Below are 24,018 nucleotides of genomic sequence, written 5' to 3' on the forward strand. Positions count from 1 at the left end.
GACCAGGCTGCCCGCCGTCAGGACACCCGATGGCGATTGCGCACCAGGCTCAGCACCAGCGCGACGAACGCGACGATAAACGCGACGCCCGACCACATCGGCAGCGTCAGCCCGAGAATCGGCGGATATGCGGTTTCGCACAGACCCGCGACCTTGAACACGCTCGGCAGCCAGTGCGCGGGGGGCAGGCTGTCGACCACCGGCTGCAGTGCGTCGAAGCCGCAGCTGAAGCCAGGATTCGCCTGAATGTACACATGGCGCGCCGCGGTCGCGATGCCGGCGAGCGCCGACAGCGCCGCCATCACTTCGAGCAGGCGCACGCCGCGCCAGTGCCTGAAGAGCGCGCCGAGGAACGCGAAGATCGCGATCAGCAGGAAGAAATAGCGCTGGATGATGCACAGCGGGCACGGGTCTTCGCGCAGGCCGAACTGCAGATACAGCGCACCGCCCACGAGGGCGAGGCAGATCAGGCCGAGCAGAACCAGCAGGGTTCGCTCGCGGCGCAGCATTGCGGAGTCGTTAGTCATGGATCTTCGATTGCTCTGGAGACGAAAGGGCGGGTGCCCGCGATTCTAGCGCGAACCCCGGCCGCGCCACTTGTTGCCTGAACATTGCGCGGCGGCGACCGCGCCGGGCGGCCAACCCCGGCGCGCTTTACCGGATCGCTTTCAGCACTGCCTCGGCCGCGCGGCCGATCGCGAGCAGCGCGTCGTCGGCGTGCGGTGCGCCCGCCAGCATCAGGCCGACCGGCGCGTCGCCGCGCAGATGGCACGGCATCGACAGCGCGCAGCTATCGAGGAAGTTGAACGCGCTCGGATTGCGCAGGATCAGCGCATTGGTGCGGCCGAACGCGTCGTCGTCGTTGAGCAGGTCGGCGAGGCGTGGCGGCACGACCGGCACGGTCGGCGCGACGACCGCGTCGAAACGCTGCCACAGCGTGCGCGCGGCTTCGTCGAGCATCGCGTCGCGCTCGGCGACCAGGTCCAGATAGTCGACCGCGCTGGCCGGTTGCCCCTTCATGATGCGCACGAGCACGCGCGGATCGTACTGCTCGCGATGCTTGTCGAGCAGCGGACGATGCCACGCATACGCCTCGATCGACGAAAAGCCGAAGCGGTTGATCTCCGGCAGCCGGTCGAGCGGCGCGAAGCGCACCTCGCTGACAATCGCGCCGGCCGCCTCCAGATGCTTGAGCGCGGTATCGATCGCGCGCGCGACTTCAGGCTCGACGCCGTCGGTCACGAAATTGGTCAGCACACCGAGGCGCACGCCTTCCAGCGGCCGCGCGGCCGGGATGCGCGGCTCGAGCCCGGCGAGCATCCGGTCGACCAGCGCGCAGCATGCGACCGACACGCCGATCGGCCCGAACGAATCGAGCGTCGGCGACAGCGGCACGCCGCCCTGCTTCGGGATGCGCGCGGCGGTCGGCTTGAAGCCGGTCAGCCCGCACAAGGCGGCCGGGATGCGGATCGAGCCGCCGGTGTCGGTGCCGAGTGCAACCGCGGCCATGCCGTCGGCGACCGAGGCCGCCGCGCCCGACGACGAGCCGCCCGAAATCCGCTCGTCGCCCTTCACGCCGCGCCGGTACGGCGACAGCGGATGGCCGTAGTGCGGATTCAGGCCAAGTCCGGAAAACGCGAACTCGCTCATGTTGGTCCGCCCGACGATCACGGCGCCGGCCCGCTTCAGACGCGCGACCGCGACCGCGTCGGCCTTCGCGGCGGGCGCGTCGGCGAGCACGACGGAGCCCGCGCGGGTCGGCTGGCCTTCGATGTCGAACAGGTCCTTGACCGACACCGGAATCCCGGCGAGCGGCGACAGCACGGTGCCGGCCGCGCGCAGGCGGTCGTGCGCGTCGGCGGCGGCGCGCGCGGCGTCGGTGTCGACGTGCATGAAGACGGCGGCGCCCTGGCCGGCCGGATCGGCGATCCGGTCCAGCGCGGTTTCGACGAGCGCGCGGCTCGTCGTGCGGCCGGCGGCGAGATCGGCGGCAAGCTGGGCAAGCGGCGGGAAGGGGGCGAATTCAGTGGCCATGATGTCGGTAGAAATCCGGTTGAGCGCAGCGCGGGCGCATGAGCGAGGCAGTGCGGAGCCAAAGGGAAAGCTCCGTCCGCATTGTAGAGCAAGGTTTTGCGGCCGAGCGGCCTGCTACTGGCGGCGCGGCGCGGCGCGCGAATTCGCCAAAAAGATGGCCGGTTCGTTTGCTACACTGCGCTTTCAGAGATTACTGTTTGTAAGGAAAGCGCTCATGCACCATGGCATCGGCTTCATCCAGGATCTGGCCGTCGTGATGGCGCTGGCCGGCGTCGTCACCGTGCTGTTCCATCGCATGAAGCAGCCGGTGGTGCTCGGCTATATCGCGGCCGGCGTGATCATCGGACCGTACACGCCGCCGTTCCAATTGATCCACGACGAACAGACGATCCAGACGCTCGGCGAGCTGGGCGTGGTGTTCCTGATGTTTTCGCTGGGCCTCGAATTCAGCCTGCGCAAGCTGTTCAAGGTCGGCGCGACGGCGATCGTCGCCGCGCTGTCCGAAATCGTGCTGATGCTGTGGATCGGCTACGAGATCGGCAGCGCGTTCGGCTGGACTCCGATGGACTCGCTGTTCCTCGGCGCGATCCTCGCGATCTCGTCGACGACGATCATCGTGAAGGCGCTGTCCGACCTCGGACTCAAACGCGAAAGCTTCGCGCAGCTCGTGTTCGGCATTCTGATCGTCGAGGACATTCTCGGTATCGCGATGCTTGTGCTGCTGACCGGCATCGCGCAGACCGGGCAGCTGTCGGCCGGGCTCGCGGCCGTCACGCTCGGCAAGCTGCTGCTATTCATGACGGTGTCGCTGCTGGTCGGCGTGCTGCTCGTGCCGCGCGCGCTGAACTACGTAGCGCGCACGGGCAGCGACGAGATGATGCTCGTGTCCGTGCTCGGCTTCTGCTTCGGCTTCTGTCTGCTGGTCGTCAAGCTCGATTACAGCATCGCGCTCGGCGCGTTCCTGATCGGCGCGATCATGGCCGAGTCGCGCCATCTGCATCGGATCGAGCATCTGATCGCGCCGCTGCGCGACGCGTTTTCCGCGATCTTCTTCGTGACGATCGGACTGATGCTGAACCCGGCCGTGATGCTCGACTACGGGTGGCCGATCGTCGTCATCACGCTCGCGGTGGTCGTCGGCAAGATCGTGTCGTGCGGGCTCGGCACGTTTCTGTCGGGGCAAGACGCGCGCACCTCGATGCGCGTCGGCATGACCGTGTCGCAGATCGGCGAGTTCTCGTTCATCATCGCGACGCTCGGTCTGACGTTGAAGGTGACGAGCGGGTTTCTGTATCCGATCGCGGTCGCCGTGTCGGCATTGACGACGCTGACGACGCCATATCTGATCCGCGTGGCCGATCCGCTCACGCGCCGCATCGGGCAGGCGATGCCCGCCACGTTGTCCAACGTGTTCGGTATGTACGGGCAATGGCTGCGCAGTTTGATCACGGCGCGCGGCGAGCCGACACTCATGAGCATGACGCGGCGCATCGTATTGCAGATCGCGGTGAATCTCGCGCTCGTCGCGGCCATTTTCCTGGCCGTGTCGTATAGCGCGCCGCATAGCGGCCGGCTGCTCGCGCACTGGCTCGACGACGAGCCGCTGCAACGCGTCGTGCAGTGGAGCGTCGCGCTCGTCGTTTCGCTGCCGTTTCTCGTGGCCGTGTATCGCAAGACCAAGTCGCTCGCGCTGCTACTCGCCGAAGTCAGCGTGCAGCCGACCACCGCGGGGCGCTTCACGAGCGCGCTGCGTCACGCGATCGCCGATCTCGTGCCGATCGTGTCGATGATCGGCGTGTTTCTGCTGGTGGCGGCGCTGTCGAGCAGCATCCTCCCGCCGACTGGCCTGCTCGTCGCGGTGCTCGTGTGCGCCGCGCTGCTGCTCGCGCTCGTGTGGCGCTGGTGTGTGAAGATTCATGCGTCGATGCAGATCGCGTTGCGGGAAACCTTCGACGAGCAGCCAGATCCTTGACTCATCGGGGTCGGTGTAACGCTTCGCAACAATGTGAGCAATTGTGTGCGGATTTGCGGGGGCTGCAGCAGTGACGGATAATCAGGGCATATTCATTCGTTCGCGTGTAAGGCGCCTGTCCGACAGTCATGAGCGAAAACAAACCCGAAAACGCCGGCACGACCGGCAGTCCGCAGCCGGCCTCACCCGCGCCGAGCAGTGCACCGGCCGAACCGGCCGCCTCGCTTCCTCCGTCGCATGAAGATGCCACCCAGTCGGCCGCCAAAGACACGAGCCCGGCGGCCGAGGAGGCGACCGCGAGGTCGTCGACCGACGATCCGCTCAGCGCATCGTCGGTCACGCCCGAAAATCCGCGCACGGCGCGGCTGCGCGACGCAGTCGAGGCACGCAGCGCCGCCGCCGAATCGACCGCGCGCCAGGAAGCCGCGGTGCACGAGCGCGAAGCGCGGCGCGCGGGTACGCACAGCGGCGGCGCGACCACGGTGAAACCCGATCCAGTCGTCAAACCGACGGCGGCCGCCGGCGAGCCGCACGCGGGCGGCGTTAGCGCCGCGGACATTGCCACCGACGACGAAATCGCCACCGAGCCCGCCGCACCCGCGGCGCGTGCGCCCGGCTCGCCGCCGCGCGGTTTCGGCGCGGCACCCGATTTCAGCGCCACCAACCCGCCGCCGCCCAACGCGCTGCCACCGTCGCCGCCGCGCTATCTGAGGCAGAGCGATTCGGCGTGGAGCGTGTTCGGCCGCATCATCGCGGCGCGCGCGCGGCAGCTGTTCGATCGCGCGGGGCAGCGGATCACGCAGCGCACGCTGCGCATCGGCGTGTCGGCGCGCATCTTCCACCCGGAACCGGGCGCGAAGGGCTTGCGCGGCAAGACGCTGCAGTATCTGGAGGAATCGATCGCGCACTGGGTGATGTCGCGCGACGTGCTGGTGTTCATGATCCCGACCGTCGGTCATCAGGGCATGCTGCACCCGAGCAACATCCGTCTGCGCGACTATGCGAAGCATCTCGATGGCCTGCTGCTGCAAGGCGGCGCCGACGTGTCGCCGCAGACCTATGCGGAAGCGGCGAACAGCCACGAATGGCCCGGCGACCGCGTGCGCGACATGTACGAGCTCGAGCTGCTGCACGAGTTCATCGAGTCGGGCAAGCCGGTGCTCGGCGTGTGCCGTGGCTGCCAGCTGATCAACGTCGCGTTCGGCGGCACGCTGTATCAGGACATCGCAACGGAAGTGCCGACCGCGAACGCTCACGTCAACGAGAACTACGATCAGCACCGGCACGGCGTGCACTTTCCGGATGGCTCGACGCTGGTGAACATGTTTCCCGGGCGACGCGACGCGATCGTCAACTCGATTCACCATCAGGCGGTAAAGACGCTGGGCCGCGATCTGAATATCGAGGCGGTGTCGGCGTCGGACGGCATCATCGAGGCCGTGCGCTACCGGCGCGCGCCGTTCGTGATGGGCGTGCAGTGGCACCCGGAGTTTCATCGCGCGGGCGGGCCGGAGCTGCTCGATTGCACGCCGTTGCTCGATACGTTCCTGCGGGTCGCGCGGGAGACGCGGTTTTAAGCATCGCGGGTTTGCGTTGGCGCGGCGTGCGCGGTCGAGGTTGAGTCCGCGGCGTGGTTGCGCATCGGTCCCGCGCTTTCGCTGTTTTCCGCAGCCCGAGGGAGCCATTCCATCCATCTGACGCACTGTCATGTTATGTGGCAGTGCATTTTCTTCTCTCGAAATAATCAGGAGTGCGAGTAGCTTTGCGTCGCGATAAATCCGCGCGATAGTCCAACATTATTCTGGATCGGCGTGGAGCAGGCATATGAAGTACTCCTTGATTATCCGGCGCGCTATGTTGCTCGCCGGTGCCTATGCGTTGTTGCATACGGGAGTTGCGGTGGCACAGCAGGACGGCGTGAGCGCGCCGCTGGTGGACACGCGGCCGGCTCCAGGCGAGTTGGCGCCGCGAGAGGCTGGCCCCCAGTCCGTCGCTGAGCCCGAGGTGTCCGCGAATACGCCCGCCGCCGCGCGCGGCGACGTCGCCGATTTGATCCAGTTGATTCACGACGCGAACCTCAGCGAACTACGCACGACCTACAACGGCAGCTACGGTGCGGGCCTGTTCTTCCATCCGCCGCGGATGACGTACTACGTCGCGTTGTTTCAGAACAAGCATTTCTGGCGCGTGATCAGGAGCGATTCGGCAGAGCGCGCGGAAGCGATCTACGCCGGTTTCGCGCAGCAGACGCAGCAACCCGCGGACGTCGGGATTCGTCGCACGCGCTTGCAGGCGCAGAATGCGTATCTGCAGGGCAGCATCGCGATATCGCAGCAGCAGGCGCAATTGCTGCAGACCGATCTCGACGTCGCCCGCACGCAGCAGGCGAAGGTCGACGACCGGCAGCGCCAGACGCGCGACGAGGCGCTCGCGCTGCGCGCGGAGCGCGACAACGCGCAGGCGCAATTGCGTCAACTTCAGAGCGCGGTCACGCGCTTGCAGCAGCAGACGGAAGCGGGTTTGCCTGCGTCGAAGTAAAGGCGGCGCTCATTGCGCGAATTGTTCCGGGATTTCGGTGACACGACGCTGCGATATGTGGTTCATCCACTCGGTGCTATTTGCCGGCAGATTGTTCGATACGGTGGAGCGCGGCAGCGGCGCGACGTCGCGCAAAGACATCATGGCGAACGTCGTCATATCAGCGTATCCGTCTTCGCCGAACCGGGTACGAACGCGCGCTTCATGCGATGGGTCGTTCGCGGCATGGCGATTTACCGGAAGCGGATGCGTTTGCATGCGAAGCGCGCGACGCGGAGGCGATGAGTAAATCGCGTCACGCGGAGTGGGCGCATGTCGCGTGGCGGTGCGCTGAGGCAAAGCCGCGATGCGCGCGGGTGCGGCGGCGGCCACGTCGACAGGTAATGGCGGAAGCACAGGAGCCGGTGTGACGGCCTCCGCAATCACCGGTGCTTCGGGACTCGCAACCAGATGCTGCGCACGACGCTTTTCTACCGGCGTCGGCGATGGGGTAGCGCGAATGCGCCTTCGATCGGGATGAGCGGCGTGCTGGTCATCGGTTTCTTCCGGTGTCTCGGACAGTCACACCGGTGCGGCAGTGACGGAATCTGTAGGGGGCCGATGAAGCCATCGGCAACAGAAAATCATGCCTCGAAGCGACGCCACGCGCATCAAGCACCCTCAACCACGGCGTTCAAGCCTTCAACCGGTACACGTAGCGCAACGCGGTGATATCCACGCCGCCCATCTGATCGGGCTCCGCGCCGACCAACTGCCAGCCGTGTCGCTCGTAAAAGCCGATCGCCGCCGTATTGCCCTCGAGCACGTACAGATACAGCTGTGCCTCGCCTTGCGCGCGCGTCCAGTCTACGGCTGCGTGCATCAGTGTTTTGCCGACGCCGATGCCCTGATAACCGGGCAGCGCATGCAGGTTGTCGAGCAGCACGCCCCACGCGGACTCGGGTTGGCGCTCGACACATACGAAGCCGGCCGGCTCGCCGGCCAGCTCGGCGATCAGCACGATGCGGCGCTCGCCGCCCGGCGCGCCGAGACGTGCTTCCCAATACGCGGCGCGTTCGCGCGTGACTTCGCCGTCGAGGAACGCGTCGGGCAACAGACCGCGATAGGTCGCCTGCCAACTGGCACTGTGGATCGACGCAATCAGCGCGGCGTCCTCGAGCGTGGCGGGGCGCAGGGAAAGAGCAGGGGTGGTTCGCATCGGCGTAATCGACTGAATGGCCTCGCGCGGACAGTCTGCGGTCGCCCGCGGGTGTCGCGCGTAAGCAAACTGTATGCGTTTCGCGTCGACCCTATCAGCAGTAACATTACGTGGCATCGGCCCGGCATCGAGATCAGCGTTTACCCTGATATCGAATGAACGCCGTGAGCAGCAGAATGCGACGCCCCCGGGCGCGCTTGCTTATATCTGTGTGTGCGCCTGCGGCATCCGCTTGCCACACGCAGCGGATCGTTCCAACTGCCCGCTCGTCACCGTCCGCGTCGATCCGTCCGACAGGGCGACGGGCCTATCCGAGAGTGTCATGTCTACAGCGACCCACGCCGCTTCCACCACCGAAGAATCCAAGGTCAAGACAGTGTTCCGCGTCGTCAGCGGCAACTTTCTTGAAATGTACGACTTCATGGTTTATGGCTACTACGCTTCCGCGATCGCCAAGACCTACTTTCCCAGCGGCAGCGATTTCGCGTCGCTGATGCTGTCGCTGTCCGTGTTCGGCGCGGGCTTCCTGATGCGTCCGCTCGGCGCGATCGTGCTCGGCGCCTACATCGACCATCACGGCCGTCGCAAAGGCCTGATCCTCACACTGAGCCTGATGGCGCTCGGCACGCTGACGGTCGCGACGATACCGGGCTACGCGACCATCGGGCTCATGGCGCCCGTGCTCGTGCTGCTCGGCCGGCTGCTGCAAGGCTTCTCCGCCGGCGCTGAGCTCGGCGGCGTGTCGGTGTATCTGTCGGAGATCGCGACGAAGGGCAACAAGGGCTTCTATTGCTCGTGGCAGTCGGGCAGCCAGCAGGTCGCGGTGGTATTCGCCGCGCTGATCGGCGTGGGGCTCAACAAGATTCTGCCCGCCGACCAGATGTTCGCGTGGGGCTGGCGCGTGCCGTTCCTGATCGGCTGTCTGATCGTGCCGTTCCTGTTCATCATCCGCCGCTCGCTGCAGGAAACCGAGGAGTTCACGGCGCGCAAGCATCGTCCGAGCGTGGGCGAGATCCTGAAGTCGATGCTCGCGAACTACCCGATCGTGCTTGGCGGCATGGGTATGGTCGTCATGACGACCGTGTCGTTCTACATGATCACCGCTTACACGCCGACCTTCGGCAGGGAAGTGCTGAAGCTGTCGGCGATCGACGCGCTCGTCGTCACCGTCTGCGTCGGTATCTCGAATCTGATCTGGCTGCCGTTGTCCGGCGCGTTGTCGGACCGCATCGGCCGCCGTCCGGTGCTGCTCGCGTTCACGATCCTGACGATCCTCACCGCGTATCCGGCGCTGCAATGGCTCGTCGCCGAACCGTCGTTCGCGCGTCTGCTCGCCGTGCAGCTGTGGTTGTCGTTCCTGTACGGCTGCTACAACGGCGCGATGGTCGTCGCGCTGACCGAAGTGATGCCGGTCGAAGTGCGTACCGCAGGCTTCTCGCTCGCGTACAGTCTCGCGACGACGATCGGTGGCTTCACGCCGGCCATTGCCACGCTGCTGATCCACGTGACCAGCAACAAGGCGGCGCCGGGTCTGGTCCTCGGCGTGGCGGCGATCTGCGGTCTGCTCGCGACGCTGTTCCTGTATCGCACGCCGGAGGCGCGCAATCAATATCGGGCGGCCTGACGGTTCACTTCGTGTTCTGAAAACAAAAGACCCCGCGAAAGCGGGGTTTTTTGTTTGCGGCGGGCGCGTGGTCTGTGGCTACCCGTGCTGCAATTCGTTAGCGACCACCTCGACGACTTCGTCCCACGCGCCCGGCCGCGGCTGACGCACGAGCGTCGCGCCGGGATACCACGGGCTGCGTGTGTCGCCGTCGAACCAGCGCCAGTCGGCGGCGAACGGCAGCATCAGCCACAGCGGCTTGCGCAGCGCGCCCGCGAGGTGCGCGATCGACGTGTCGATCGACACCACCGCGTCGAGCCGCTCGACGATCGCGGCGGTATCCGCGAAGTCGCCGATGCGGTGGTCGAAACGATGGATCGCGGCCGCGCGCGGATGCGCGTCGAGCGCCGCGCGGTCGTCCTCGGACAGATCGGGCTGCAACACGATCCAGTCGATGCCATTCAGTGCGAACAGCGGCTCCAGCGCGGCGAGCGGCATCGTGCGGGTTTCGTTGCGCTGGATGCGCCCCGACCATGCGATCCCGATCTTGCGCTTCGCCTGACCGCCGAGCGAGCCGCGCCATCTGCGGCTATAGGCCGGCGGCACGCTCAGATAGGGCGTGCGCGCGTCAATCGTGTCGTAGCGCGTGCCGAGCGCTAGCGGCAGGCTCAAGAGCGGAATCTGCAGATCGGCGGCGGGGCGCGGCTGGCCCTGCGCGATCAGCGAGACGCGCCACGTCATCGCGACGGGCGCGAAGAGCGGCATCAACTGCGGCTGCACTTCGAGCACGACGCGCGCGGCGCGTTGCGCGGCAAGCGGTACGAAGCGCGCGAACTGCAACGTGTCGCCGAAACCCTGTTCAGCATGGATCAGCAGCGTGTATTTTTCGATCGACTCGCCGTGCCAGCGCGGCAACGTCTGGATCACCGGTTGTGCGACAGTTTGCAAGCGCCATTCGTATTCGGGCAGCCCGCGCTCGAAGTCGCGCATCGCGAGCCACGCGAGCGCACGGTTCATATGTGCGGACGCCAGATCCGGGCGCAGCCGCAGCGCCTGATCGAGCGCGCGCACCGCGGCCGCGTGCGCGCCGAGCGCCTGATGCGCGGTACCGAGCGCAAGCCACGCGAGCGCGAATTGCGGATCGAGCCCGACCGCGCGCTCCAGATACGGCAGGGCCTGTTCGGCACGGCCGAGCGACGCGAGCGCGTTGCCCATGCCATAGATCGCGGGCGGCAGGTTCGGCTGCAGACGCAGTGCCGCTTCAAATGACGCGACTGCCTGCGCATGGCGGCCGGTCGCATCGAACGTATTCGCGAGATTGAAGTGCGCGGCGACGAAGCGCGGCTCGGCGGCGAGCGCGGCCTCGAAGCAGGGCACCGCCTCGTTCGGTCGATCGAGCGCGTTCAGCGACATGCCCATGTTGTTCAGCGCGCCCGCGTGACCGGGGCGCAGCTCGAGCGCGCGCCGGAACGACGCGATCGCGTCCGCGTGACGGCCGAGCGCGTGCAGCGCGTTGCCGAGATTGTTGTGCGACGACGCGTCGTTCGGCTGCAGGCGCAGCGAACGTTCGAACGCATCGGCGGCGTCTTCGTGACGGCCTAGCGACGCGTACGCGTTACCGAGGTTGTAGTGCGCCATCGGGAAGGTCGGCGCGAGCGTCAGCGCGTTGCGGAACTGCTCGATCGCGTCGTCGATCTGGCCGAGCGCCTTCAGCGCATTGCCGAGGTTCAGCTGCAGCGCCGCGTCTTCGGGGCGCAGATCGACCGCGCGCCGCACCAGCGCCGCGGCTTCGGCGTGCTGGCCCTGCTGGTGGCGCAGCACGCCGAGCAGATGCAGCGCGTCGACGTGGCTGGGGTCGTGGTCGAGCGTGGTGCGGTAGCCGCGTTCGGCGTCGTCGAGGCGGCCGTCACGATGCGCCGCGAACGCGCGGTCAAATACAGGTTGCATGACGGGGAGGGCATTCGGATCAATCAGACTGAGGGCGCATTTTCCCATACTTGCGCAAGTGGCCCGGATTTGCGCGGAGCGTGAGTTCATGGCAACGACGGATGGAACCCCGCGCGACCCTCTTGCCGACGCGCGATTGATGCAGCGCACCCGTGTGCGCAAGAGCGGCGGCGTACACTAGATCGCATTGTTGCCTCCGGAGTTCCGCATGGACGCTGCCGCTTACGACGCGTCGCCGGTGCTGATCGTCGGGGCCGGTCCGACCGGACTTGCCGCAGCGATGAGTCTCGCGCGCGCCCACATCCCCGTGCGCCTGATCGACAAGGCGCCCCAGCCGAACCTTTACTCGCGCGCGATCGGCATTCAGGCACGTACGCTCGAACTGCTCGAGCAGCATCGGCTGGTCGAACCGTTTCTCGAGCTCGGCCATCGCGCGCGCGTGGCGAATCTGTTTTCGAACGGCATGCGACTTGCGCAGCTCGATTTCGACCCGTTGCACACGCGCTATCCCTATCTGCTGTTTCTTGACCAGTCGGTGACTGAGCGGCTCCTGACCGAGCATCTGGCGACGCTCGGCGTGAAGGTCGAGCGCGGCGTCGAGCTCATGGCATTCATGCAAGGCTCCGCGAGCGTTCAGGCGACCTTGCGCCGCGCAGACGGCCGCACGGAAGCCATGCGCCCGTCGTATCTGCTCGCGGCCGATGGCGCGCACAGTTCGATTCGCCATCGCCTCGGCCTGAACTTCGAGGGCAAGACCTTCGACCAGACCTTTCTGCTCGCCGACCTGCACGCCGAAACCGACTGGCCCGACGACGAGTTCCATATCTTCGCGTCGGGCGACGGTCTCGTCGCGCTGTTTCCGATGGGCCACGGCCGCCATCGTCTTATCGCCGATCATGCGGTCGAGCCGTCCGCCAGTGCCGCGCCGCCGACCCCCGCGGTGCTCGGCGAGCCGCCGCTGGACCGGGCGCCGGCGCCGTCGCTCGAACAATGCAAGGCGCTGATCGCGCGACGCGTGCGCGAGCGCGTCGACGTGTCGGATCTGGCGTGGTCGGCGTACTTCCACGTGAACAGCCGGATGGTCGATCGGCTGCGCGTGGGCCGCATCTTCCTCGCCGGCGATGCCGCGCACGTACACAGCCCCGCGGCCGCGCAAGGCATGAACACCGGCATCCAGGAAGCGCTCAATCTCGGCTGGAAGCTCGCGCGCGTGATCGGCGGCGCGGCGCCGGATCGTCTGCTCGACACGTATCACGCCGAGCGACATCCGATCGAGCGCGAGGTGCTGCGGCAGACCGGTTTCATCACGCAGATGGCCGAGGCCGATCACGGGCCACTGAAGCTGCTGCGCGAGCGCGTGATGCCGCTGCTGGCCGCGCTCGGTCCGCTGCGCGATGCCGCACGCGCGACGATCAGCGAGCTGTCGATCCAGTATCGGCGCAGTCCGCTGACGCTCGAACGCGTGCTCGACGGCGGCCCGCGCGCGGGCGAGCGCGCACCCGATGCGCTCGTGCACGTCGTCGACGGTCCGCTCGGGCGCGCGCCGGGTGTCGGCTGCATTTTCGATCTGCACGATCCGGCGTTCTTCTCGCTGTTTCTGCTGTTGCCGCCGCTGCCCGTCGATGGCACGCCGCTCGATCCCGCCGCGAAACATGCACCGCCGCCGGACCCCGAAGTAGAAAAGCTCGCCGCCGAGGTCGAGCGGCTGCTGCCGAACGCGGTGCGGATCTGGCGCGTCACCGATACGAGCGGCGACGGCGGCCCGGCGTTGTCCGAATCGTACGGGCGCACGCGGCCGTCGTTTTATCTGGTGCGGCCCGACGGCTACATCAGCGCGCGCGGACGCACCGGCTCGGACCTGCACGGTCTCGTACGGCACTGCGAAGCGTGGTTTACGGTTGGTGGAGAGATATCGGAGCAGGCGACGTTGTAATTGGCGCCGCCTGTTGCGTCGCACGGGCACGCACGCGGCAGCGGATCGCGCCGCCGCGCCTGGTTGATTGGGGGAAACGGCCCGAGCCTAAGCGGCCGGCGCCTGGGCCTGCGCCTGCGCCGGCGTCAACTTCTCGCGATACCTGACGATCGCCTCGCGCGTGAAGTCTGATAGCGCGATGTCATACGTGTCCGGCGCTTCGTCGAGCGTCGCGAGCAGCGCGCGCCGCATGCGCGGCTCCCAGAAGCGGCGGATGTGTTCGGCGACGCCGGTCAGCGCTTCCTCGTGGTCGGGCATCGACTCGAAGAAGTCGCCGATCCGGTTCGCCATGTCGATCAGATTCCGATTGTCCATGGTTCGCCTCACTTGCCCGCGGTGACGGCCGCGGCCGCATTGGCCAGCTCGCGCTGCTTCAGCAGTTCGAGCTGTTCGCTATTGAAGCGCGAATAGTCCTTCTGCCATTGCGACGGCTGCTCGACCGGCATCACCTGCACCGCGGTGACCTTGTATTCGGGGCAGTTGGTCGCCCAGTCGGAGCTGTCGGTCGTGATCACGTTCGCGCCCGATTCGGGGAAGTGGAACGTCGTATAGACGACGCCCGGCTGCATCCGCTCCGTCACCTTCGCGCGCAACACGGTCTGCCCCGCGCGCGATTCGATGCCGACCCAGTCGCCGGTTTGGATGCCGCGTTCCTCGGCATCGTGCGGATGCAGTTCGAGGCGGTCTTCGTCGTGCCAGAGCGAGTTCTCGGTGCGGCGCGTCTGCGCGCCGACGTTGTATTGCGTCAGAATGCGCCCGGTCGTCAGCAGCAACGGATACTTGCGCGTGACCTTCTCCGGCGATGCGATGAACTTCGTGATCACGAACCTGCCCTTGCCGCGCACGAAGGTGTCGACGTGCATCGTCGGCGTGCCGTCGGGCGCGTCCTCGTTGCATGGCCACTGGATGCTGCCCATTTCGTCGATCTTCTGGTACGACACGCCGTGGAAGGTCGGCGTGAGCCGCGCGATTTCGTCCATGATCTCGGACGGATGCGTGTAATCCATCTCGTAGCCGAGCGCGCGCGACAGCAACTGCGTGACCTCCCAGTCCGCGTAGCCGCCGAGCGGCGGCATCACCTTGCGCACGCGCGAGATGCGGCGCTCGGCATTGGTGAACGTGCCGTCCTTTTCGAGGAACGACGAGCCGGGCAGCAGCACGTGTGCATACTTGGCGGTCTCGTTCAGGAAGATGTCCTGCACGACGATGCATTCCATCGACGACAGCGCCGCCGCCACATGATGCGTGTTCGGGTCCGACTGCACGATGTCCTCGCCCTGGCAGTAGAGGCCCATGAAGCTACCGTGCAGCGCGGCGTCGAACATGTTCGGAATGCGCAGGCCAGGTTCCGGTTGCAGTGTGACGGCCCAGGCGTTTTCGAACTGCGTGCGCACGAGCGGATCGCCGATGTGACGATAGCCGGGCAGCTCGTGCGGGAACGAGCCCATGTCGCACGAACCCTGCACGTTGTTCTGGCCGCGCAGCGGATTCACGCCGACACCTTCGCGGCCGATGTTGCCGGTCGCCATCGCCAGGTTCGCGATGCCGATCACCATCGTCGAGCCCTGCGCGTGTTCGGTGACGCCGAGGCCGTAGTAGATCGCGGCGTTGCCGGCGCTCGCGTAGATGCGCGCGGCTTCGCGTACCTGTTGCGCGGGCACGCCGGTCGCCGCTTCGGTCGCTTCCGGCGAGTTCTCCGGCAGCGCGACGAAATCGCGCCACTGCTCGAACGCGCGGGTTTCGCAGCGCTCGGCGACGAACGCTTCGTCGAGCAGGCCTTCGGTGACGATCACATGCGCGAGCGCGTTGACGATCGCGACGTTGGTGCCGGGCCGCAATTGCAGATGGTGTGACGCTTTCACGTGCGGCGTATCGACGATGTCGATCCGGCGCGGATCGACGACGATCAGCTTTGCACCCTCACGCACGCGCCGCTTCAGACGCGAGGCGAACACCGGGTGGCCGTCGGTCGGATTCGCGCCGATCACCATGATCACGTCGGCTTTGTCGACCGATGCGAACGTCTGGGTGCCCGCCGATTCGCCGATCGTGGTTTTCAGACCGTAGCCGGTCGGCGAATGGCAGACGCGCGCGCAGGTGTCGACGTTGTTGTTGCCGAACGCGGCGCGCACGAGCTTCTGCACGAGGTAAGTCTCTTCGTTCGTGCAGCGCGACGACGTGATGCCGCCGATCGAATCGCGCCCATGCTTCGCCTGGATGCGACGGAATTCCGATGCCGCGTACGAGATCGCTTCGTCCCAGCTGACTTCGCGCCACGGGTCGGTGATCTTCGCGCGGATCATCGGTTTCGTGATGCGGTCCTTGTGCGTCGCGTAGCCCCACGCGAAGCGACCCTTCACGCACGCATGGCCTTCGTTGGCCTGGCCGTTCTTGTGCGGCACCATCCGCACGACCTGGTTGCCCTTCATCTCTGCCTTCAGCGAGCAACCGACGCCGCAATAGGCACAGGTGGTGACGACCGAGTGCTCGGGCTGGCCGAGCATCACGATGGACTTTTCCTGCAAGGTCGCGGTCGGGCACGCGGCCACGCAGGCGCCGCACGACACGCATTCCGATTCCATGAACGGCTCGTTCTCGCTGGGCGCGACGCGAGATTCGAAGCCGCGTCCGGTGATCGTCAGGGCGAACGTGCCTTGGGTTTCCTCGCACGCGCGCACGCAGCGATTGCAGACGATGCACTTCGCCGGGTCGTACGTGAAGTACGGATTCGATTCGTCCTTTTTGTCCTTCAGATGATTCGCGCCGTCGAAGCCGTAGCGCACTTCGCGCAGGCCGGTGACGCCCGCCATGTCCTGCAGTTCGCAGTCGCCGTTGGCGGGGCAGGTCAGGCAATCGAGCGGATGGTCGGAGATGTACAACTCCATCACGTTGCGACGCAGCGACTGCAGACGGTCGGTCTGCGTGCGCACCTTCATGCCGGCTTCGACCGGTGTCGTGCACGAGGCCGGATAGCCGCGCCGTCCTTCGATCTCGACTAGACAGAGGCGGCATGAGCCGAACGGTTCGAGCGAATCGGTCGCGCACAGCTTCGGCACGTTGACGCCGGCTTCAGCGGCCGCGCGCATCACCGACGTGCCCGCGGGTACGGTCACCGCCTGGCCGTCGATTTCGAGCGTCACGTCGACGTCCGAGTGGCGGGCGGGGGTGCCGTAGTCGATGTCGGCGGCGAATGGGTTGGCGGCGCGTGCCTGGGCTTGCGACTTGCACGCGCAGTTGCCTGAGCCGCAGCCGCCCGCCAGGGGGACTTCCTTCGGGGCGCCGGCAGGGGAGTTGAACTGGTCGGACATGGTGAACTCCTGGAGTCAGGCCGCGGCCGCTTTGGTGGCGTGGTCGGCAGTGGGATCGGCGGCGAGACCGAAGTCTTCAGGGAAATGATCGAGCGCGGACAGCACCGGATACGGCGTCATGCCGCCCATCGCGCACAACGAGCCGGCTACCATCGTGTCGCACAGATCGCGCAGCAATTGCACCTGACGCGTCGACGTGTCGCCGTTGCGAATCCGCGCGATCACCTCGACGCCGCGCGTCGAGCCGATCCGGCACGGTGTGCATTTGCCGCACGATTCGAGCGCGCAGAAGTGCATCGCGTATTGCGCGAGCTCGGCAAGGTTCGAGGTGTCGTCATGCACGACGAGACCGCCGTGGCCGATTACCGCGCCGACTGCCGCATACGCCTCGTAGTCCATCGGAATGTCCCACTGGCCTGGCGGCAGATAGGTGCCGAGCGGACCGCCGACCTGCACCGCGCGCGCCGGCCGGCCGCTCGCGGTGCCGCCGCCGAAGTCGTCGAGCAGTTCGCGCAAGGTCACGCCGAACGCGAGTTCCACGAGGCCGCCTCGCTTGATGTTGCCGGCCAGTTGGAACGGCAGCGTGCCGCGCGAGCGGCCCATGCCGAAGTCTTTATAGAACGCGGCGCCGCGCGCGAAGATGATCGGCACGGTGGCGAGCGTGATCGCGTTGTTGATCACGGTGGGTTGGCCATAGAGACCCACGAGCGCGGGCACCGGCGGCTTTGCGCGGACGATGCCGCGCTTGCCTTCGAGCGATTCCAGCATCGCGGTTTCCTCGCCGCACACATACGAGCCCGCGCCTTTCGCGACGAACAGCTCGAAACGCTGCCCGCTCGAGAGCACGCTGTCGCCGAGCCAGCCGGCTGTGCGCGCACGGGCGATGGCAGCTTCGAGCGTCGCGATCGAATGCGGGTATTCGCTGCGCACATAGATGTAGCCGACGGTCGCGCCGGTGACGACGCCGGCGATGATCATGCCTTCGATGAGCACGTACGGATCGCTTTCCATCACGAGACGATCGGAGAAGGTGCCGGAATCGCCTTCGTCCGCATTGCAGACGACGTACTTCTGCGCGGCCTTCGCGCCGCGCACCGTGCGCCATTTGATGCCGGCCGGGAAGGCCGCGCCGCCGCGGCCGCGCAGACCGGATTCGATCAGCGCTTCGCAGGCGGCATCGCCGTCGGTTTGCAGGGCGTTGCGTAGGCCTTCGAGGCCGCCGTGCGCGACGTAATCGTCGATGGACAGCGGGTCGGTGATGCCGATCCGCGCGAAGGTCAGGCGCTGCTGCTTCTTCAGATACGGAATCTCGTCGACCACGCCGACGCGCCGCGCATGCTCGCCGCCGTCGACGAAGCCCGCGTCGAACAACGCGGCGACGTCTTCCACGTCGACATTCGCATAGCCGATGCGGCCTTCGGGCGTCGCAACTTCGACGAGCGGTTCGAGCCACAGCAACCCGCGCGAACCGTTGCGGATCAGTTCGATCGCAATGCCGCGGCGCGCGGCTTCGCTGGCAATGGCTTCGGCCAGCGCATCGGCGCCGAGCGCGAGCGCCGACGAATCTCGCGGAACATAGATGCGCGTCATGCCGGCACCTCCACGCATTTGCGGGCAGCGGCGAACAGCGCGTCGAATTTTTGCGGCGACACGCGCGCGTGCAGCGTGCCGTTGAGCATCATCGCCGGCGACAGCGCGCATTGGCCGAGGCAGTACACCGATTCGAGTTCCACCATTGCGCCGTCATGGTGACCGGCGTCGAAGCGACAACCGGTGTGCGCCTCGATGTGCTGGGCAAGCGCCTCGGTGCCCATGCTGCGGCACGCCTCGGCGCGGCAAAGCTGCACCGTGACGGGCGCGGCCGGCGAGGTGCGAAAGTGATGGTAGTAAGTGATGACGCCGTGCACTTCCGCTCGCGACAGGTTCAGCGCGCGGGCGAGCGGTCCGACCGCCGCGGGTGGCACAAAGCCGAGTTCGTCCTGGATCGCGTGCAGGATCGTGATGAGTGTGCGGCCCGGCTGCGCGTGACGTTGCACGAGCTGATCCGGCGCCGTGGCGAGAGAATCGTCCAAAGGGGGCTCCTCCAAAAGCGATATATGCACTTGTTATTCATAATGCATGCACGTATGCTTCGCTTATTCGATATGGTATAGCCGAAAGATAGGCGCGCCGACCGGCGCGCGCAATAGGAAACAGTCAAACATATATGGTCAGGATCGAATGTCAGGTCGATCTGGTGGTGAAGGGCGCGGACGGCCGCGGGGCCAGCCTGTCTGATGTGGTGCCGCTGCTCGCACTCGTCGATGAATCTGGCAGCATTGCGCAGGCCGCGGCGCTTAAGGGTTTGTCCTATCGGCACGCATGGGGTTTGCTGCGCAGCATCGAGGAGCGGCTTGGTGGTCCTCTGATCGCGAAAGAGCGTGGGCGCGGCTCGGTGTTGTCCGAGCTCGGTCACGCGGTGCTGCGCGGGCAGCGGCTCTGCGGCGAACGGCTCGACGGCAATTTGCAGGCGCTCGCGAGCGAAGTGGCGAGCGATCTGAACCGCTGGCTTGCGCCCCCCGCCGATGACGTGCGCATCCACGCGTCGCACGGTTACGCGGTGGCCGCGCTTGTTACGGCGCTGGTCGCCAACGATCTGCCGGTCGAGATCAAGTACCGCGACAGCGCCGAGGCGGTCAGTGCGCTCGCGCGCGGCGAGTGCGATCTGGCGGGCTTTCATCTGCCGCTCGGGGAGTTCCGCGCGGTGTGCGCCGATACCTACCGGCGCTGGCTCGATCCGCAACGCCATGTGCTCGTGCATCTGACCCGACGCAAGCAGGGTCTGTTCATCGGCAAGGGCAATCCAAAGCGGATCGGCGGGCTCGGCGATCTGGCGCGCGACGACATCCGTTTCGTCAACCGCCAGCCGGGCTCGGGTACGCGGATGCTGCTCGATCTCGCGCTGCGACAGGTCGGTGTGGACCCGGACCGCGTCAACGGCTATGCGTCGACCGAGCTGACGCACTCGGCGATCGCGGCGTTCGTCGCGAGCGGCATGGTGGACATAGGCTTCGGCGTCGAACCGGCCGCGCATCATTTCGGGCTCGACTTCATTCCTATCGTCGACGAGGACTACTACTTCGCGTGCGATCGCGCGCACCTCTCTCGCGCGCCGCTCGCGACGGTGATCAACCTGTTGCGCGGCAGCGCGTTTCACCAACGCGTCGAGCAGCTCGCCGGCTACGATCCGTGCGACTGCGGCAGGCTCGTCGATCTGGACGATGGGCTCGGCGGCGCGCTCGCGTAACGGCGAAGTAAGAGCCTGTAACCAGAAAAGCGGTGGCGCTCGGCATGCGCGGCTGCGCAGCGCGCCGGTTTCGGCTACTCTCTTGGCTTCGTATCCGCCTTGACCGCGCGCCAAGCCGCGCTGAACCGACATGAAAGCTCTTCTCCATGCATGTGCCGCCGCTGCCGCGGCTGGTGTACTCTGTGCCACCGTCTCCGTCGCTTACGCGCAAAATTCGCCTGGCGTGCCGGGTGGCATCCTGACCGACGAATTCCGCATTAACGAGCATCCGCAGATGCCGTTCGCCGCGTCCGCCCCGTCGGACAAGTATCAGCACGGCCGACGTTCGCAGGCGCGCAAGCGCGGCGACATGGGCGATCCGAATGGCTGCAATCTGCAGTGCCCGAAAGACGAGTAAGAATTGGCTTGGGCTTCGCTCGAGCTTCGAGGTTTGACGCAACGCCGGCCCGTGGGTCGGCGTTGTGCTTTGTGGCGAGGGCGATGGCGGCCCAGTTGCCGGCCGGAGTGGCTTCTTATGGCCTGGCGATGTGCCAGATCTCCTTGAGGCCGTCCCCCTTTGCATCGCCCGCCTGCTTGTCGGCCGCGTAGCGATACAGCGGATGGCCGTTGTACGTCCATTGTTGCTTACAGTCTGCGCTTGGGATCAGCGTCCAGTCGCCCGACGGCTTGTCGGTCGGTGCCGCCGTGGCCGCCGGCCAGTTGCTCATGCAGCCGCCGGTGTAGGCGCTGACGCCGGGCGTGGTGTCCTTGTCGAGCGTGTAGAGCGTCATGCCGTCGACGGTGACGAACGGCCGTCGAACAGTTTGGGCGGATCGGCGAAGGCGCCGGCGTGTAGAACGGCGAGCGCAAGCGGAGAATTGTAGCCGGCCCGCAAAGCGTCGCGGACGGTGCTGAAAATGAAAAACCCCGGCAGCGTTACGCTACCGGGGTTTTTCGGGGCCGTTCATTGCGAACGGCCTAGGTGTTTGGTGGAGGCGGCGGGAATCGAACCCGCGTCCAGAAGTCCTCTACGACCAGTTCTACATGTTTAGTTCTGTCTTTTGATTTAACCGTAGCGACGCGGACGAACACGCTGCGCTACGGCGATTCACTAAATTTTCGACCCGGACGTCGTGCCGCCGCCAAGGCTTAACTGACGTATATGACCTCTGTCGGTATTGCTACCGGTCTTGCGACACTAGCCCGTCAGTGAACTAGGCAGAGGACGGCGGCCCTTAGGCTGCCAGTGCGAACGTATCGTCGTTTGCAGTTACGTTTTTCCCATTGATTAACGAGGTGACGGGTCCTCGACATGCCCTAGCCGCTTCGCAACCCCTGTCGAAACCAGGTCGCCCCCGCGGTTCGTTGCTCACATATGTGAGCCAAAGGAGATTTTACAATAGATCGAGAGCCGCGTCGTGCATCCTGGGTGGCCGCTGAATGGTGCAACATGGTTAACAAAAGTGCCGGACGCGCCCTTCAGCCGATCTGTCTGACTTTGTCAGCCGATGTCGCGCAGCAGGGTTTGCAACTCGGCCGTCGATGCTACGACGTGTTGCGCGTGCCACCGTGTCGGCGGAATGTCGTTGCCGCAATAGCCGTACGCCGCGGCGACGGTCTTCATGCCGGCGGCAAAACCGGCCTGCACGTCGCGCAGATCGTCGCCGATATAGACGACGCGCTCCGGCGCGATGTCCAGCTCGCGCGCCGCGTGCAGCAACGGCGCGGGGTGCGGCTTCGAATGCGGGGTCGTATCGCCGCTCACCACGCAGCCGGCGCGCTCCTCGAGCCCGAGTTGCGCGACGAGCGGCTCGGTGAGCCGCGCGACCTTGTTCGTGACGATGCCCCAGCGCACGCCGCGCGCGTCGAGTTCGTCGAGCACTTCCGCGATACCCGGAAAGAGCGTTGTCTCGATGCACAGATCTGCTTCGTAGTTCGCGAGAAACTCCTCGCGCATCGATGCGAATTCGTGATGATCGGGCCCGATGCCGAACGCGCCGCAGATCAGTCCGCGCGCTCCGGCTGAAGCCAGCGGGCGCAGCTTCTCGAGCGGCACCATCTCCAGTCCCCGGTCGTGGCGCATCTTGTTGGCGGCGGCCGCGAGGTCGGGCGCCGTGTCGGCAAGTGTGCCGTCGAGGTCGAATAGCACGGCGAGGCAAAAGCCGAGCGTGTCGTCGTTGTCTTCGCGTTGCGGCAGGGGAGTCGGGTCGCTCATTGTTCGTTTCGGATAAGGCGGATCGGGGCGGTTCGGGCAATTCAGGCGTCGCGGCGACAGGCGAGCATATAGTTGACGCTCGTGTCGGACGACAGCGCGAAATGCTTGCTGAGCGGGTTGTACACGATGCCCTTGATGTCGGCCGTGCGCAACTCGGCGGCGCGCACGAAGCCGGCGAGCTCCGACGGGCGGATGAAGCGCGCGTAGTCGTGCGTGCCCTTCGGCAGCATTCGCGCGATGTATTCGGCGCCGATCACCGCGAACAGATACGACTTGACATTGCGGTTCAGCGTGGAGAAAAACACCCAGCCGCCCGGTTTCACGAGATTCTTGCAGGCCTCGACGATCTCGGCCGGCCTGGGCACGTGCTCGAGCATTTCCATGCAGGTGACCACGTCATAGGTGCCCGGTTCGCGTGCGGCCAGCGCCTCAGCCGCGATTTCTTCGTAATCGACGGTTACACCGCTTTCAAGACTGTGAAGGTCGGCGACACCGAGCGCCTGCGTCGACAGATCGATACCCTTCACATGAGCGCCCAAACCTGCCATCGATTCCGACAGGATGCCGCCGCCGCAGCCGATATCGAGCACCTTTTTGCCGGCGAGATGGGCGTGGGCGTCGATCCAGCTTAGACGAATCGGATTCAGTTCGTGCAGCGGCTTGAATTCGGCGTTCGGGTCCCACCAACGATGCGCGAGGTCGCTGAATTTCTGTAGTTCGTGGGGATCGGCGTTGGTCATGGTGAAGGCTGCCTCGATGAAAGCGGTGAGCGGACGCTCGAGGATAAACCCTGAGTATATAGGGCGAGAGAAAGAGCGGCAAAAGCGCGTCGTTAGCGGGTGCCGATGCGAGCTGCGAGCCGCTAGTAGCGGCGCGGGACGCTCCTGCGTCGCGCATCACGCCCCGTCGCGGCATCCGCGCATAAAAAAAGCCCCGCCGAAGCGGGGCTCTCGATACTGCGGTAATTTTCCAGCTTACTGCTTCGGCGTACCGACAACTTCGACTTCCACGCGGCGGTCCGGTGCGAGGCAGGCGATGAGTTGCTTGCGGTTCTTCTGATTGCAACCGGTGGTAACCGGGTTGCGCGGACCCTTGCCTTCCGTGTAGATACGGTTGGCTTCGACGCCCTTGCTGACCAGGAAGGCCTTCACAGCTTGAGCACGACGCAGCGACAGACGGTCGTTGTAGGCGACGGAACCGATACGGTCGGTGTGGCCCGTAGCAACGACGACTTCGAGGTTGATGCCCTGGATCTTCGATGCCAGTTCGCTCAGACGTTCCTTGCCGGCCGGCTTCAGGATTGCCTTGTCGAAGTCGAACAGCGCATCAGCTTGATACGTAATCTTTTCACTGGAGATAGCCGGAGCCGGAGCGACCGGTGCCGGCGGGGTCGGTGCCTGAGCAACCAGAGCGCCGTCGCACTTGGCGTTAGCCGTTGCGGGCGTCCAGAATGCATCGCGCCAGCAAAGCTCGTTCGTGCCATTCATCCACACGTATTCGCCAGTACCATTCACCCAGTTGTCGTTGGTAGCTTGTCGCGATGCCGGCACCGACTGCGCCATGGCGGATGCAGCCATAACTGCGGTAGCTGCAATGAACGCGAGCTTTGAAAGTTTATTCATATTTCTCCTCTCGAAATTGAGATTACCGCAGGTTTACTGCGAGCCTGTTGACGAAGACCAGTCATACATTGCTCGAAGTATAACATTGGTGAGGAACAAAAACCGTCTGTGTAGACTTCGAGCAGCGTCTCGACTCTTTGTGCGTTGGCATTTTGCCATATCGTTCCCTTCCGACGAAAAAAAAATCCGTCCCCGATCAAATCCCCCTCCAATTGTGGTGCATGCGCAACAAACGTTTTCGTCTGAGTGGTCCGCCGGCTCGGGCTGAGCGGCGAATCGGTCGCCTGCAGGAATCGAGCCTGACGAGACCGAAATTGTGCGATCGGCGAAGTGTTGGCGGGTGC

Annotated in this window: 19 protein-coding genes, 1 other RNA gene and 1 pseudogene; 7 read left to right on the forward strand and 14 right to left on the reverse strand. The window is 65.7% G+C overall.

The annotated features are described in order from the left end of the window. Positions 1-17 precede the first annotated feature (17 nt). On the reverse strand, positions 18-527 hold the full coding sequence (locus OKW45_RS17215) for a disulfide bond formation protein B (RefSeq protein ID WP_026225975.1): 510 nt from the start codon (positions 525-527) through the stop codon (positions 18-20). A 127-nt stretch (positions 528-654) separates the two neighbouring features. After that, complete coding sequence (locus OKW45_RS17220; RefSeq protein ID WP_429470060.1) at positions 655-2,034, reverse strand: amidase; 1,380 nt, start codon at positions 2,032-2,034, stop codon at positions 655-657. A gap of 214 nt (positions 2,035-2,248) precedes the next feature. Here OKW45_RS17220 and OKW45_RS17225 point away from each other — a divergent pair, with 214 nt between their 5' ends. The 3 genes from OKW45_RS17225 to OKW45_RS17235 all read left to right on the forward strand — a co-directional run bounded on the left by OKW45_RS17225 (position 2,249) and on the right by OKW45_RS17235 (position 6,544). Then, the gene (locus tag OKW45_RS17225; RefSeq protein WP_429470062.1) at positions 2,249-4,006 is read left to right on the forward strand and encodes a cation:proton antiporter; all 1,758 of its coding nucleotides are present in this window, start codon (positions 2,249-2,251) and stop codon (positions 4,004-4,006) included. Between the two features lie 128 nt (positions 4,007-4,134). Further along, positions 4,135-5,583 (forward strand): gamma-glutamyl-gamma-aminobutyrate hydrolase family protein, encoded by a 1,449-nt coding sequence (locus tag OKW45_RS17230; protein ID WP_429470064.1) that lies wholly within the window; start codon positions 4,135-4,137, stop codon positions 5,581-5,583. A gap of 247 nt (positions 5,584-5,830) precedes the next feature. Then, the gene (locus tag OKW45_RS17235; protein ID WP_429470066.1) at positions 5,831-6,544 is read left to right on the forward strand and encodes a DUF2968 domain-containing protein; all 714 of its coding nucleotides are present in this window, start codon (positions 5,831-5,833) and stop codon (positions 6,542-6,544) included. A 9-nt stretch (positions 6,545-6,553) separates the two neighbouring features. Here the strand turns inward: OKW45_RS17235 and OKW45_RS17240 are convergent, their stop codons facing one another. Both OKW45_RS17240 and OKW45_RS17245 read right to left on the reverse strand, forming a co-directional pair. Then, positions 6,554-6,802, reverse strand: a complete 249-nt coding sequence (locus OKW45_RS17240) for a hypothetical protein (protein WP_429470068.1) — start codon at positions 6,800-6,802, stop codon at positions 6,554-6,556. Positions 6,803-7,217: 415 nt separating this feature from the next. Then, complete coding sequence (locus tag OKW45_RS17245) at positions 7,218-7,742, reverse strand: GNAT family N-acetyltransferase (protein WP_018421404.1); 525 nt, start codon at positions 7,740-7,742, stop codon at positions 7,218-7,220. A gap of 322 nt (positions 7,743-8,064) precedes the next feature. On the opposite strand from OKW45_RS17245, the gene OKW45_RS17250 reads away from it, so the two are divergent. Further along, positions 8,065-9,366, forward strand: a complete 1,302-nt coding sequence (locus OKW45_RS17250; RefSeq protein WP_429470070.1) for an MFS transporter — start codon at positions 8,065-8,067, stop codon at positions 9,364-9,366. Positions 9,367-9,444: 78 nt separating this feature from the next. Here OKW45_RS17250 and OKW45_RS17255 read toward each other — a convergent pair whose 3' ends face one another. Continuing rightward, positions 9,445-11,292: a tetratricopeptide repeat protein gene (locus OKW45_RS17255; RefSeq protein WP_429470072.1), complete on the reverse strand. Its 1,848-nt coding sequence runs from the start codon at positions 11,290-11,292 to the stop codon at positions 9,445-9,447. Between the two features lie 208 nt (positions 11,293-11,500). On the opposite strand from OKW45_RS17255, the gene OKW45_RS17260 reads away from it, so the two are divergent. Continuing rightward, the gene (locus OKW45_RS17260; protein ID WP_429470074.1) at positions 11,501-13,225 is read left to right on the forward strand and encodes an FAD-dependent monooxygenase; all 1,725 of its coding nucleotides are present in this window, start codon (positions 11,501-11,503) and stop codon (positions 13,223-13,225) included. A gap of 87 nt (positions 13,226-13,312) precedes the next feature. Here the strand turns inward: OKW45_RS17260 and OKW45_RS17265 are convergent, their stop codons facing one another. The 4 genes from OKW45_RS17265 to OKW45_RS17280 are packed head-to-tail and all read right to left on the reverse strand — an operon-like array spanning position 13,313 to position 18,644. Next, complete coding sequence (locus OKW45_RS17265) at positions 13,313-13,579, reverse strand: formate dehydrogenase subunit delta (protein WP_429470076.1); 267 nt, start codon at positions 13,577-13,579, stop codon at positions 13,313-13,315. 8 nt (positions 13,580-13,587) lie between these two features. Beyond that, positions 13,588-16,572: a formate dehydrogenase subunit alpha gene (fdhF, locus tag OKW45_RS17270; RefSeq protein ID WP_429470078.1), complete on the reverse strand. Its 2,985-nt coding sequence runs from the start codon at positions 16,570-16,572 to the stop codon at positions 13,588-13,590. A gap of 15 nt (positions 16,573-16,587) precedes the next feature. After that, positions 16,588-18,162 carry a formate dehydrogenase beta subunit gene (locus OKW45_RS17275; protein WP_429470080.1) on the reverse strand — a complete coding sequence of 525 codons (1,575 nt, stop codon included), beginning with the start codon at positions 18,160-18,162 and terminating at the stop codon, positions 16,588-16,590. Next, positions 18,159-18,644 (reverse strand): NAD(P)H-dependent oxidoreductase subunit E, encoded by a 486-nt coding sequence (locus tag OKW45_RS17280; RefSeq protein WP_429470082.1) that lies wholly within the window; start codon positions 18,642-18,644, stop codon positions 18,159-18,161. The genes OKW45_RS17275 and OKW45_RS17280 overlap by 4 nt, the downstream gene beginning before the upstream one ends. A 134-nt stretch (positions 18,645-18,778) precedes the next feature. Here OKW45_RS17280 and OKW45_RS17285 point away from each other — a divergent pair, with 134 nt between their 5' ends. Both OKW45_RS17285 and OKW45_RS17290 read left to right on the forward strand, forming a co-directional pair. Next, positions 18,779-19,858, forward strand: a complete 1,080-nt coding sequence (locus OKW45_RS17285; RefSeq protein WP_429470084.1) for a substrate-binding domain-containing protein — start codon at positions 18,779-18,781, stop codon at positions 19,856-19,858. Between the two features lie 130 nt (positions 19,859-19,988). Continuing rightward, positions 19,989-20,255 (forward strand): hypothetical protein, encoded by a 267-nt coding sequence (locus tag OKW45_RS17290; RefSeq protein WP_018421395.1) that lies wholly within the window; start codon positions 19,989-19,991, stop codon positions 20,253-20,255. 115 nt (positions 20,256-20,370) lie between these two features. On the opposite strand, the pseudogene OKW45_RS17295 reads toward OKW45_RS17290, so the two are convergent. The 5 genes and pseudogenes from OKW45_RS17295 to ompA form a co-directional block, all read right to left on the reverse strand. After that, positions 20,371-20,732 (reverse strand): annotated as a pseudogene (locus tag OKW45_RS17295) (COG4315 family predicted lipoprotein). A 92-nt stretch (positions 20,733-20,824) separates the two neighbouring features. Next, positions 20,825-21,194: a transfer-messenger RNA gene (gene ssrA, locus OKW45_RS17300) on the reverse strand. Between the two features lie 144 nt (positions 21,195-21,338). Beyond that, positions 21,339-22,052 (reverse strand): phosphoglycolate phosphatase, encoded by a 714-nt coding sequence (gene gph, locus OKW45_RS17305; protein WP_429470086.1) that lies wholly within the window; start codon positions 22,050-22,052, stop codon positions 21,339-21,341. 41 nt (positions 22,053-22,093) lie between these two features. Next, positions 22,094-22,792, reverse strand: coding sequence for a bifunctional 2-polyprenyl-6-hydroxyphenol methylase/3-demethylubiquinol 3-O-methyltransferase UbiG (ubiG, locus tag OKW45_RS17310; protein WP_429470088.1), 699 nt, complete (start codon positions 22,790-22,792; stop codon positions 22,094-22,096). Positions 22,793-23,026: 234 nt separating this feature from the next. After that, on the reverse strand, positions 23,027-23,674 hold the full coding sequence (ompA, locus tag OKW45_RS17315; protein WP_026225971.1) for an outer membrane protein OmpA: 648 nt from the start codon (positions 23,672-23,674) through the stop codon (positions 23,027-23,029). Between the last annotated feature and the right edge of the window lie 344 nt (positions 23,675-24,018).

The sequence above is a fragment of the Paraburkholderia lebeckiae genome, from assembly GCF_050436225.1.
In the GTDB taxonomy this organism is placed as follows: domain Bacteria; phylum Pseudomonadota; class Gammaproteobacteria; order Burkholderiales; family Burkholderiaceae; genus Paraburkholderia; species Paraburkholderia tuberum.

What these genes read in the sequence shown, in the direction of transcription:
- OKW45_RS17225 (WP_429470062.1), top strand. Translation starts at nt 2,249, where the DNA reads ATGCACCATGGCATCGGCTTCATCCAGGATCTGGCCGTCGTGATGGCG.
- OKW45_RS17290 (WP_018421395.1), top strand. Translation starts at nt 19,989, where the DNA reads ATGAAAGCTCTTCTCCATGCATGTGCCGCCGCTGCCGCGGCTGGTGTA.
- OKW45_RS17220 (WP_429470060.1), bottom strand. Translation starts at nt 2,034, where the DNA reads ATGGCCACTGAATTCGCCCCCTTCCCGCCGCTTGCCCAGCTTGCCGCC.
- OKW45_RS17230 (WP_429470064.1), top strand. Translation starts at nt 4,135, where the DNA reads ATGAGCGAAAACAAACCCGAAAACGCCGGCACGACCGGCAGTCCGCAG.
- OKW45_RS17275 (WP_429470080.1), bottom strand. Translation starts at nt 18,162, where the DNA reads ATGACGCGCATCTATGTTCCGCGAGATTCGTCGGCGCTCGCGCTCGGC.
- OKW45_RS17255 (WP_429470072.1), bottom strand. Translation starts at nt 11,292, where the DNA reads ATGCAACCTGTATTTGACCGCGCGTTCGCGGCGCATCGTGACGGCCGC.
- OKW45_RS17240 (WP_429470068.1), bottom strand. Translation starts at nt 6,802, where the DNA reads ATGCAAACGCATCCGCTTCCGGTAAATCGCCATGCCGCGAACGACCCA.
- OKW45_RS17245 (WP_018421404.1), bottom strand. Translation starts at nt 7,742, where the DNA reads ATGCGAACCACCCCTGCTCTTTCCCTGCGCCCCGCCACGCTCGAGGAC.
- OKW45_RS17215 (WP_026225975.1), bottom strand. Translation starts at nt 527, where the DNA reads ATGACTAACGACTCCGCAATGCTGCGCCGCGAGCGAACCCTGCTGGTT.
- OKW45_RS17285 (WP_429470084.1), top strand. Translation starts at nt 18,779, where the DNA reads ATGGTCAGGATCGAATGTCAGGTCGATCTGGTGGTGAAGGGCGCGGAC.
- OKW45_RS17260 (WP_429470074.1), top strand. Translation starts at nt 11,501, where the DNA reads ATGGACGCTGCCGCTTACGACGCGTCGCCGGTGCTGATCGTCGGGGCC.
- OKW45_RS17250 (WP_429470070.1), top strand. Translation starts at nt 8,065, where the DNA reads ATGTCTACAGCGACCCACGCCGCTTCCACCACCGAAGAATCCAAGGTC.
- OKW45_RS17235 (WP_429470066.1), top strand. Translation starts at nt 5,831, where the DNA reads ATGAAGTACTCCTTGATTATCCGGCGCGCTATGTTGCTCGCCGGTGCC.
- fdhF (WP_429470078.1), bottom strand. Translation starts at nt 16,572, where the DNA reads ATGTCCGACCAGTTCAACTCCCCTGCCGGCGCCCCGAAGGAAGTCCCC.
- OKW45_RS17265 (WP_429470076.1), bottom strand. Translation starts at nt 13,579, where the DNA reads ATGGACAATCGGAATCTGATCGACATGGCGAACCGGATCGGCGACTTC.
- ompA (WP_026225971.1), bottom strand. Translation starts at nt 23,674, where the DNA reads ATGAATAAACTTTCAAAGCTCGCGTTCATTGCAGCTACCGCAGTTATG.
- ubiG (WP_429470088.1), bottom strand. Translation starts at nt 22,792, where the DNA reads ATGACCAACGCCGATCCCCACGAACTACAGAAATTCAGCGACCTCGCG.
- gph (WP_429470086.1), bottom strand. Translation starts at nt 22,052, where the DNA reads ATGAGCGACCCGACTCCCCTGCCGCAACGCGAAGACAACGACGACACG.